Annotated in this window: 7 protein-coding genes and 1 pseudogene; 5 read left to right on the forward strand and 3 right to left on the reverse strand. The window is 64.1% G+C overall.

The window, feature by feature from the left end; genetic code table 11:
* Positions 1-13: 13 nt before the first annotated feature.
* From gatB to gatC, 3 genes are all read right to left on the reverse strand, one after another.
* Positions 14-1501 carry an Asp-tRNA(Asn)/Glu-tRNA(Gln) amidotransferase subunit GatB gene (gatB, locus tag ACRQ5J_RS05480; protein ID WP_432381632.1) on the reverse strand — a complete coding sequence of 496 codons (1488 nt, stop codon included), beginning with the start codon at positions 1499-1501 and terminating at the stop codon, positions 14-16.
* A 67-nt stretch (positions 1502-1568) separates the two neighbouring features.
* Positions 1569-3041, reverse strand: coding sequence for an Asp-tRNA(Asn)/Glu-tRNA(Gln) amidotransferase subunit GatA (gatA, locus tag ACRQ5J_RS05485; protein ID WP_432381634.1), 1473 nt, complete (start codon positions 3039-3041; stop codon positions 1569-1571).
* A gap of 103 nt (positions 3042-3144) precedes the next feature.
* Positions 3145-3447, reverse strand: a complete 303-nt coding sequence (gatC, locus tag ACRQ5J_RS05490; RefSeq protein ID WP_432381636.1) for an Asp-tRNA(Asn)/Glu-tRNA(Gln) amidotransferase subunit GatC — start codon at positions 3445-3447, stop codon at positions 3145-3147.
* A gap of 256 nt (positions 3448-3703) precedes the next feature.
* Between gatC and ACRQ5J_RS05495 the strand changes: the two genes are divergently transcribed.
* The 5 genes and pseudogenes from ACRQ5J_RS05495 to rodA all read left to right on the forward strand — a co-directional run bounded on the left by ACRQ5J_RS05495 (position 3704) and on the right by rodA (position 9857).
* Positions 3704-4747, forward strand: coding sequence for a rod shape-determining protein (locus ACRQ5J_RS05495; RefSeq protein ID WP_072789105.1), 1044 nt, complete (start codon positions 3704-3706; stop codon positions 4745-4747).
* A 94-nt stretch (positions 4748-4841) separates the two neighbouring features.
* Positions 4842-6152, forward strand: a complete 1311-nt coding sequence (gene mreC, locus ACRQ5J_RS05500; RefSeq protein ID WP_432381638.1) for a rod shape-determining protein MreC — start codon at positions 4842-4844, stop codon at positions 6150-6152.
* Positions 6149-6662, forward strand: a pseudogene (mreD, locus tag ACRQ5J_RS05505) (rod shape-determining protein MreD). Before mreC ends, mreD begins: the two are co-directional and overlap by 4 nt.
* A 14-nt stretch (positions 6663-6676) precedes the next feature.
* Complete coding sequence (gene mrdA, locus ACRQ5J_RS05510) at positions 6677-8731, forward strand: penicillin-binding protein 2 (protein WP_432381640.1); 2055 nt, start codon at positions 6677-6679, stop codon at positions 8729-8731.
* Positions 8732-8744: 13 nt separating this feature from the next.
* Positions 8745-9857, forward strand: a complete 1113-nt coding sequence (rodA, locus tag ACRQ5J_RS05515; RefSeq protein WP_432381642.1) for a rod shape-determining protein RodA — start codon at positions 8745-8747, stop codon at positions 9855-9857.
* Positions 9858-9895 lie beyond the last annotated feature (38 nt).

Here is a 9895-nt window from a genome sequence, read left to right on the forward strand (position 1 = left end):
CGTCCTTGGGGTTTTAGCCGGCCAGCTTGGCCTTCAGCAGCTCGGTGAGCTGCGCCGGGTTGGCTTTGCCGCGCGAGGCCTTCATCGCCTGGCCGATCAGCGCGTTGATCGCTGCTTCCTTGCCGGCGCGGTACTGCTCGACCGACTTGGCGTTATTGGCAATGACCTCGTTGACGATGGCTTCCAGCGCGCCGGTGTCGGAGATCTGCTTCAGGCCTTTCGATTCGATCAGCGCGTCGACCAGGTTGTCGTCATCCGACTTCGCTGCCCACATGTCGCCGAACAGTTCCTTGGCGGTCTTGTTGTTGATGGTGCCGTCGGCGATGCGCTTCAGCATCAGCGCCAATTGCGCAGGTTTTACCGGCGCGTCGGCGATGTCCACGCCCTCGCGGTTCAGCGTCGACGAGACGTCGCCCATCAGCCAGTTGGCGGCGGCTTTCGCGTTGTCCTTGCCGGCGGCGTCCACCACGGCGACGAAGTAGGTGGCCATGGCTTTCGATGCGGTCAGCACCAGCGAGTCATATTCCGGCAGCGCGTATTCGCTGACGAAGCGTTCACGCATCGCGGCCGGCAGTTCCGGCATGGTGCCTTTCACCTGTTCGATCCAGGCGTTGGAGATGACCAGCGGCGGCAGGTCCGGGTCCGGGAAGTAGCGGTAGTCCTGCGCGTCTTCCTTGCTGCGCATTTCGCGCGTCTCTTTGCGATCCGGGTCGTACAGGCGAGTCGCCTGCACCACCTTGCCGCCGTCCTCGATCAGCTCGATCTGGCGGCGCACTTCGACGTGCACGGCCTCCTCGATGAAGCGGAAGGAGTTCAGGTTTTTGATTTCGCAGCGGGTGCCGTATTCCTTCTGGCCTTTCGGACGCACCGAGACGTTGATGTCGCAGCGGAACGAGCCTTCCTGCATATTGCCGTCGCAGACGCCCAGCCACATCACCAGCGAGTGCAGCGCCTTGCAGTAGGCGACCGCTTCGGCGGCGCTGCGGATCTCCGGCTCGGAGACGATTTCCAGCAGCGGCGTGCCGGCGCGATTCAGGTCGATGCCTGACATGCCGGCATAGTCTTCGTGCAGCGATTTGCCGGCGTCTTCTTCCAGGTGGGCGCGCGTCAGGTTGACGGTTTTGGTGACGAATTCGCCGTCCTTGTCGTAGCCGAAGGTGATGGCGCCGCCTTGTACCACCGGGTCTTCGAATTGGCTGATCTGGTAGCCCTTCGGCAGGTCAGGGTAGAAGTAGTTTTTGCGGGCGAAGATCGAGGCTGGCGCGATTTTGGCGCCGACGGCGAGGCCGAAGCGGATTGCGCGGTCTACGGCCTGCTTGTTCATCACCGGCAGCACGCCGGGCAGCGCCAGGTCGACCGGGCTGGCCTGGGTGTTGGCTTCTGCGCCGAAGGTGGTCGGCGAGCCGCTGAAGATTTTAGATGCGGTAGTGAGCTGTACGTGGTTCTCAATACCGATGACGACTTCCCATTCCATATTATTCTCGCTTAGTGTGCCCGTCATTCCCGCGCGGGCGGGAATCCATACTCAGCATGGGTTCCCGCCTGCGCGGGAACGACGGTGGTTGTTCTTAGATGCCGGCCGGAGCGCGGGTGTGCCAGTCGGTCGCTTGCTGATATGCGTGCGCCACGTTGAGCAGCCTGGCCTCGCCAAAGTGCTTGCCGATGATCTGCAGGCCGACCGGGCGGTCCTTGGCGCCGAAGCCGACCGGGATCGACATGCCCGGCAAGCCGGCCAGGCTGGTCGACAGCGTGTAGATGTCGGCCAGGTAGGCGGCCACCGGATCGTCCGACTTGTCGCCCAGGTCCCACGCCACGGTAGGCGCCACCGGTCCCATGATCACGTCGCAGACGGCGTCCGGGCCGTTCAGCACTTTCTCGAAGTCCTGCGCAATCAGGCGGCGGATCTTCTGCGCCTTCAGGTAGTAGGCGTCGTAGTAGCCGTGGCACAGCACATAGGTGCCGACCATGATGCGGCGCTTGACCTCATTGCCGAAGCCCTGGTCGCGGGTCTTGCGGTACATGTCCTGCAGATCCTTGTAACCCTCGGCGCGGAAGCCGTAGCGCACGCCGTCAAAGCGCGACAGGTTGGACGAGGCTTCGGCCGGCGCGATCATGTAGTAGGCCGGGATCGACAGCTTGGTGTTCGGCAGCGAGATATCGACCAGCGTCGCGCCCAGTTCCACGTACTTGGCCAGCGCGGCGCGCACCGCGTCTTCCACGTCTTTCGACAGGCCTTCGCCGAAGTATTCCTTCGGCACGCCGATGCGCAGGCCGGTCAGCGGCTGGCCCAGCTCGCGGGTGTAGTCTTCGTCCACGCCGCCCAGTTCCGGCGTCAGCGAGGTCGAGTCGCGTTCGTCGAAGCCGGCCATGGCGTTCAGCAGCAGCGCGCAGTCTTCGGCGGTCTGCGCCATCGGGCCGCCCTGGTCCAGCGACGAGGCGAAGGCGATCATGCCGAAGCGCGAGACGCGGCCGTAGGTCGGCTTGATGCCGGTGATGCCGCAGAACGAGGCTGGCTGGCGGATCGAGCCGCCGGTGTCGGTGCCGGTGACGCCCGGCGCCAGGCGCGCGGCCACGGCGGCGGCCGAGCCGCCCGACGAGCCGCCCGGCACGGCGCTTTTGTCCCACGGGTTTTTTACCGCGCCGAAGGCCGAGTTTTCGTTGGCCGAGCCCATGGCGAATTCGTCGCAATTGAGCTTGCCCAGCGTGACCATGCCGGCCTGCTGGAACTTTTCAACGACGGTGGCGTCGAACGGGCTGACGTAGTTGGCCAGCATCTTCGAGCCGGCGGTCGAGCGCCAGCCCTTGGTGACGAAAATGTCCTTGTGGGCGATCGGCACGCCGGTCAGCGGCGTGGCGGTGCCGGCGGCGATGCGCGCGTCGGCGGCGGCGGCTTGGGCCAGGGTCAGGTCGCGGTCGACGTGCAGGAAGGCGTTCAGGTCGCTTTTCTCGATGCGGTCGAGGAAGTGCGTGGCCAGTTCGGTGGCGGTGATCGCTTTGCTTTGCAGGAGGGCGGACAGCTCTTTAATGGTTTTGGTGTGCATGGCGTTTCAATTCATTGTTACAGCGTCGTCCCCGCGCAGGCGGGGACCCATAGAACGCTGACTCAGTATGGATTCCCGCCTGCGCGGGAATGACGGCGGCGTGTTATTCGATCACTTTCGGCACCAGGTACAGGCCGTCCTGGGTCTTCGGCGCGACGGCCTGGTAGTCGTCGCGGCGGTTCGGTTCGGCGGCCACGTCTTCGCGCAGGCGCAGCGCGATGTTGTTCATGTGCGCCGCCAGCGGGTGACTCAGCGGGGCGACGCCGTCGGTGTCCACCGCCTGCATCTCTTCGGCCAGCGCGAAGATGCCGTTCAGCTGCTCCAGCGCGGTGGCGCTTTGCTGCTCGTTCATCTCAAGTTGGGCCAGTTTGGCAATGCGGGTTACGTCGGTTAAGGTCAGGGACATGGCGCGGGCTTATTGTGATATTGATAAAAAACTTGAAATTCTGCCTATTGGCCGGCAATTGCCGACGAATGCCGCTTAAATCGCGGTCTCAGGCATCACACTTTTGGGTGGATTTTCGATAAATCGCAGTCAAATTATAAGGTAGAATGGCGGGTTGATGCGTTGTCGGCGCTGAATCATTGCTGCCGCCGCATTTCGGACAGAATTTTTTACTCAACGGTTTACGCGCACGCTGGTGGCGCCACAGGACACTTTAATGTTTGGTTTTTTACGTCGTTACATTTCCTCCGACCTGGCCATTGACTTGGGCACGGCCAATACCCTGATCTACGTTCGCGGCCAAGGCATCGTTCTGGATGAACCTTCGGTGGTGGCGATTCGCCAGGAAGGCGGCCCGAATGGCAAGAAGACCATTCAGGCAGTTGGTAAAGAAGCAAAGCAGATGCTGGGCAAAGTCCCAGGCAACATCGAGGCGATCCGCCCGATGAAAGACGGCGTGATCGCCGACTTCACCGTCACCGAACAAATGCTGAAGCAGTTCATCCGCATGGTGCACGATTCCAAGTTCTTCCGTCCTTCGCCGCGCATCATCATCTGCGTGCCGTGCGGCTCGACCCAGGTGGAGCGCCGCGCGATCCGCGAATCGGCGCTGGGCGCCGGCGCCTCGCAGGTGTACCTGATCGAAGAACCAATGGCGGCGGCCATCGGCGCCGGCCTGCCGGTTTCCGACGCCACCGGCTCGATGGTGGTCGACATCGGCGGCGGCACCACCGAGGTGGGCATCATCTCGCTGGGCGGCATGGTGTACAAGGGTTCGGTGCGCGTGGGCGGCGACAAGTTCGATGAAGCCATCGTCAACTACATCCGCCGCAACTACGGCATGCTGATCGGCGAGCAGACCGCCGAGGCGATCAAGAAGGCCATCGGTTCGGCCTTCCCTGGCTCCGAAGTCAAGGAAATGGAAGTCAAGGGCCGCAACCTGTCCGAGGGTATTCCGCGCTCGTTCACCATCTCGTCGAACGAGATCCTGGAGGCGCTGACCGACCCGCTCAACAACATCGTGTCGGCAGTTAAGAACGCGCTGGAACAAACCCCGCCGGAACTGGGCGCCGACATCGCCGAGAAGGGCATGATGCTGACCGGCGGCGGCGCGCTGCTGCGCGACCTGGACCGGCTGCTGATGGAAGAAACCGGCCTGCCGGTGCTGGTGGCCGAAGATCCGCTGACCTGCGTGGTGCGCGGTTCGGGCATGGCGCTGGAGCGCATGGATCAACTGGGCTCGATCTTCTCCTACGAATGATGTGACTAGACCGGGGCCGCCAAACAGCGGCCCCGGTTCTTTAGGGTGAGTTGACAGTCTCGTTGGCGCGCGAGCGCCGGATTATTTGGAAGTCATGGAATACAGTCCTCCGCCACTTTTCAAGCAAGGCGCTTCGGCCCGCGTCAAGATGATGGTGTTCGCATGCATTTCGATTGCACTGCTGTTGGTCGACTCGCATATGCGCACCCTGGTCATGGTGCGCAAGGTGGCCGCCACCGTACTGTATCCGCTGCAAATGGCGGCTTTGCTGCCGCGCGACGCGATCTACGGCGTCGGCGATTATTTTTCTACCCTGTCGTCGCTGGAAAAGCAGGTGCGCGAGCTGAAGACGCAGCAGATCGCCAATTCGCAAGCCTTGCAGCAGGCGCAGCTCCAGGCCGTCGAAAACGCGCAGCTGCGCCGTCTGTTCGAGGCGCGCCAGCAGGTGCCGGTGAAGTCGATGCTGGCCGAGGTGCTGTACGATGCGCGCGACGTCAATAGCCGCAAGATCGTTCTTGATCGCGGCAGCCGCCATGATGTGGCGCTGGGCCTGCCGGTGATCGATAACCAGGGCGTGGTGGGGCAGGTGACCCGTGTGTTTCCGTTCACGTCCGAGGTGACGCTGCTGTCCGACAAGGAGCAGGCGATTCCGGTGCAGCTGCTTCGCAATGGCTTGCGCAGCGTGGCGTATGGACGCGGCAAGTCGGGCAATCTGGAATTGCGCTTTACCGCACCAAATGCGGATATCCAGGTGGGCGATATCGTGGTTACTTCCGGCCTCGATGGCGTGTATCCGGCCGGCCTGGCAGTGGCGCGCGTGACGCAGGTGGAGAGCAGCGTTAGCGGTTCGTTCGGCGGCGTGATCTGCCAGCCGCTGGCCGGCATTTCTAACAATACCCAGTTGCTGATCTTGATGTCGTTGCCGGAACTGCCTCCGCGTCCGCCGGCCGAGGAGCCGCGCGCGCCGCGCAAGGGCAATAACAAGATGGCGCCGGTCAAGGATACGCCGAAAGAGGGCGAGGGCCAGCCTGCCGCCGCTACACCAACCGGCGCTGCCGCTGCGACAGCCACACCGGCCGCCAACGGCGCCCCCGGCCTGATTCCCGTGCAGCCGCCGCCACCAGCGCCCAAGCCGGCCGTCACCGACGCCGCCGCAACGGCGCCCGCCGCGCAAGCCGCCGGCGCAGCCACGCCGGCCGCGACACACACGTCGCCCGCCGCCGCAACGCCGGCCGCGCAAACCACTGGCGGAGCCAAGCCGGCCGCGCAAGCCACTGGCGCAGCTAAGCCACCCGCCGCCGCAACGCCGGCTGCGGCGCGTACCTCGCCTGCGACTGCCGCAGCCACCGCGCCGGCCGCGCAGGCGCCGGTCCCCGCCAACCAAATTAAGGAGCCGGCACGATGAATCGCCCGCACTACATCCTGCTTCCGGTCAGCCCGCTGTTCATCGCCTTCAGCCTGTTCTGCGCCTTCCTCCTGAACCTGCTGCCCTGGGGCCAGTTCATCGGCGTGCCGGATTTTGTGGCGCTGCTGCTGGTGTTCTGGGGTGTGCACCAGCCGCGCAAGGTCGGCATCGGCACCGCCTTCGTGCTTGGCCTGCTGATGGACGTCCACGACGCCACGCTGCTCGGCGAGAACGCATTGTCCTACACGCTGCTGTCCTACTTCGCCATCATGATCCACCGCCGCATGCTGTGGTTCCCGATCTGGACCCAGGCCATGCACGTCTTCCCGCTGCTGCTGATGGCGCAATCTGGTGCAGCTGCTGGTGCGCTTCTTCGTCTCAGGTAAATTCCCCGGCTGGTTCTACTTCATCGAGAGCGTCGTGGCGTCGGTCCTGTGGCCGGTGATTACCTGGCTGCTGCTGGCGCCTCAGCGCCGCGCGGTGGACCGCGACCACACCCGCCCAATCTAGAACAGCGGCACAGCATGACGGAAATTAAGGACAACCAGCGCGAACTGCAGCAGTTCCGCCTGCGCCTGACGGTGATAGGCGGCCTGGTATTTTTCTGCTTTGGCCTGCTGCTGATGCGCTTCATCTGGCTACAGGTCATCAAGTACAACGACTTCGCCGTCAAGGCCGAAGAGAACCGCATCGCCATCGTGCCGATCGTGCCCAATCGTGGCCTGATCTACGACCGCAACGGCGTGCTCCTGGCGCGCAACTACTCGGCCTACACGCTGGAAGTCACGCCGTCCAAGCTGCATGCCACGCTGGACGAAACCATCGACGAGTTGTCCAAGCTGGTGTCGATCGACGTCAAGGACCGCCGCCGCTTCAAGAAGCTGCTGGACGAATCGAAAAGCTTCGAAGGCGTGCCGCTGCGCACCCGCCTCACCGACGAAGAGGTGGCGCGCTTCAGCGCGCAGCGCTTCCGCTTCCCCGGCGTGGAAGTGCAGGCGCGCCTGTTCCGCCAGTATCCGCTGGGCGAGACGGCGTCGCACGTCATCGGCTACATCGGCCGCATCAACCAGTCCGAAATCAAGGCCATCGACGCGGCAGACGACTCGGCCAACTACAAGGGCACCGACCATATCGGCAAGGAAGGCCTGGAGAAAAGCTACGAGAAGCACCTGCACGGCCAGACCGGCTACGAGGAAGTGGAAGTATCGGCCGGCGGCCGCGCCATCCGCACGCTGTCGCGCACGCCCGCCACGCCGGGCAATAACCTGATTCTGTCGATCGACATCGAATTGCAGAAAGTGGTCGAGGAAGCCTTTGGCGAATGGCGCGGCGCCTTCGTCGCCATCGAACCGGAGACCGGCGACATCCTGGCCTACGTCTCGCGTCCGGGCTACGATCCCAACCTGTTCGTCGACGGCATCGACACGCAAAGCTGGAACGAACTCAATACCTCGCTCGACCGGCCGATGGTCAACCGTCCGCTGTCCGGCGTCTACGCGCCCGGCTCCACCTTCAAGCCGTTCATGGCGCTGGCCGCGCTGGAACTGGGCAAGCGCAACGCCGCCACCGCCTATCCCGACCCGGGCTTCTTCTACCTCGGCGGCCACAAGTTCCGCGACGATAAAGTCGGCGGCCACGGCAACGTCGACCTGCGCCGCTCGATCATCGTCTCCTGCAATACCTACTACTACCAGCTGGGCAACGACATGGGGATCGACTCGATCACCAAGTTCATGGCGCCATTCGGCTTCGGCCAGAAAACCGGCATCGACCTCGATAACGAAAAGGTCGGCGTGCTGCCGTCGAAGGAGTGGAAGGCCAAGCGCTTCAAGGGCAACGCCGGGCGCTGGGTCGGCGGCGACACCATCTCGGTGTCCAACGGTTCCGGCTACAACTCGTACACGCCGCTGCAGATCGCCCACGCCATGGCCAATCTGGCCAATGACGGCGTGGTGATGAAGCCGCACTTGGTCAAGATCATCGAGGACGGCGGCACGCGCGCGCGCAGCCTCACGGTGCCGAAGGAAAGCTATCGCATCCCGCTCAAGCAGGAAAACATCGACATCGTGAAAAGCGCGATGGTCGGCGTGAACAGCGAACCTGGCGGTACCGCCTTCCGCGTGTTCGCCAACGCCGGCTATACCTCGGGCGGCAAGACCGGCACCGCGCAGGTGGTCGGCATCAAGGCCAACGAGAAGTACAACAAGGCGGCGCTGGCCGAGCGCCTGCGCGACAACGCGCTGTACGTCGCCTTCGCGCCGGCGGACAAGCCGAAGATCGCCATCGCCATGGTGGTGGAAAACGCCGGCTGGGGCGCGGAGATCGCCGCGCCGATCGCGCGCAAGGCGCTCGACTTCTACCTGCTGGGCAAGCGCCCGACCGACAAGGAAACCACCAAGGTGCCGAAAGAGGACGCGGCGGAATTCGTGCCGATCGAAGACCCGGAAGCAGCGGAAGCCGCCGCCGCCGCGCGCGAGGCGCAGCAGCCGGCGCCAGCGCCGAACGCGCCACAGACACCACAGACACCGGCCGCCGCGCCGGCGCCGCAGCCGGCCACGCCGGAACGCAAGAAACAATAAGGACACCTGTACCATGCGCATCCACGAAAGACGCTCGCTGTGGCGTCGAATGCGGCCTTACTTTACCGTCTTCGACGTGCCGCTGACCATCATCCTGGTCCTGCTGCTGACGGTCAGCATGATCACGCTGTACTCGGCCAGCATCGGCATTCCGGGCAAGATGGAAGACCACATGCGCAACATCCTGCTGTTCTTCTTCGTGATGTGGGTGGTGTCGAACATCTCGCCGCAGCTGATGATGCGGATCGCGGTGCCGGCCTATACGGCCGGCGTGTTCCTGCTGGTGTGCGTGGCGCTGTTCGGCATCATCAAGCTGGGTGCGCGGCGCTGGCTGCATGTCGGCATCGACATCCAGCCGTCCGAATTCATGAAGATCGTCACGCCGATGATGCTGGCCTGGTACTTCCAGAACCGCTCCGGCCAACTGACCTGGCAGTCGTTCGGCGTGGCGACGCTGCTGCTGGCGGTGCCGGTCGGCCTGATCGTGCGCCAGCCCGACCTGGGCACGGCGCTGCTGGTGGTGGCCGCCGGCTTCAGCGTCATCTTCCTCGCCGGCCTGGCGTGGAAAGCGCTGGTGGCGCTGTTCATCGCCGGCGCCGCCGCGCTGCCGATCATCTGGTCCGTGTTGCACGATTATCAGCGCGAGCGCGTGATGACGCTGATCGATCCGACCACCGACCCGCTGGGCAAGGGCTTCCACATCATCCAGTCGACCATCGCGGTAGGCTCGGGCGGCTTGACCGGCAAGGGCTGGACCCATGGCACGCAGGCCCACCTGGAGTTCATCCCCGAGCGCACCACCGACTTTATCTTCGCCGTGTATTCGGAGGAGTTCGGCCTGGTGGGCAATCTGATCCTGATGGTGCTGTACCTGCTGCTGATCGGCCGTGGCCTGATGATCGCCGGGAACGCGCCCAATCTGTTCACCCGCCTGCTGGCCGGCGCCATGACGATGATTTACTTTGCCTACGCCTTCGTCAACATGGGCATGGTCAGCGGCATCCTGCCGGTGGTCGGCGTGCCGCTGCCGTTCATGAGCTACGGCGGCACCGCGCTGGTGACGCTTGGCCTGGCTGGCGGCATTCTGATGAGCGTCCAGCGGCACCGCAAGCTGGTGCAGACGTGATTGACTGAGCTCACCGACAAGCAGGCCGAGATACGCGC

The sequence above is a fragment of the Duganella sp. P38 genome, from assembly GCF_050859475.1.
GTDB lineage: Bacteria > Pseudomonadota > Gammaproteobacteria > Burkholderiales > Burkholderiaceae_D > Rugamonas.

What these genes read in the sequence shown, in the direction of transcription:
- gatB (WP_432381632.1), bottom strand. Translation starts at nt 1,501, where the DNA reads ATGACGGGCACACTAAGCGAGAATAATATGGAATGGGAAGTCGTCATC.
- ACRQ5J_RS05495 (WP_072789105.1), top strand. Translation starts at nt 3,704, where the DNA reads ATGTTTGGTTTTTTACGTCGTTACATTTCCTCCGACCTGGCCATTGAC.
- mrdA (WP_432381640.1), top strand. Translation starts at nt 6,677, where the DNA reads ATGACGGAAATTAAGGACAACCAGCGCGAACTGCAGCAGTTCCGCCTG.
- gatC (WP_432381636.1), bottom strand. Translation starts at nt 3,447, where the DNA reads ATGTCCCTGACCTTAACCGACGTAACCCGCATTGCCAAACTGGCCCAA.
- rodA (WP_432381642.1), top strand. Translation starts at nt 8,745, where the DNA reads ATGCGCATCCACGAAAGACGCTCGCTGTGGCGTCGAATGCGGCCTTAC.
- mreC (WP_432381638.1), top strand. Translation starts at nt 4,842, where the DNA reads ATGGAATACAGTCCTCCGCCACTTTTCAAGCAAGGCGCTTCGGCCCGC.
- gatA (WP_432381634.1), bottom strand. Translation starts at nt 3,041, where the DNA reads ATGCACACCAAAACCATTAAAGAGCTGTCCGCCCTCCTGCAAAGCAAA.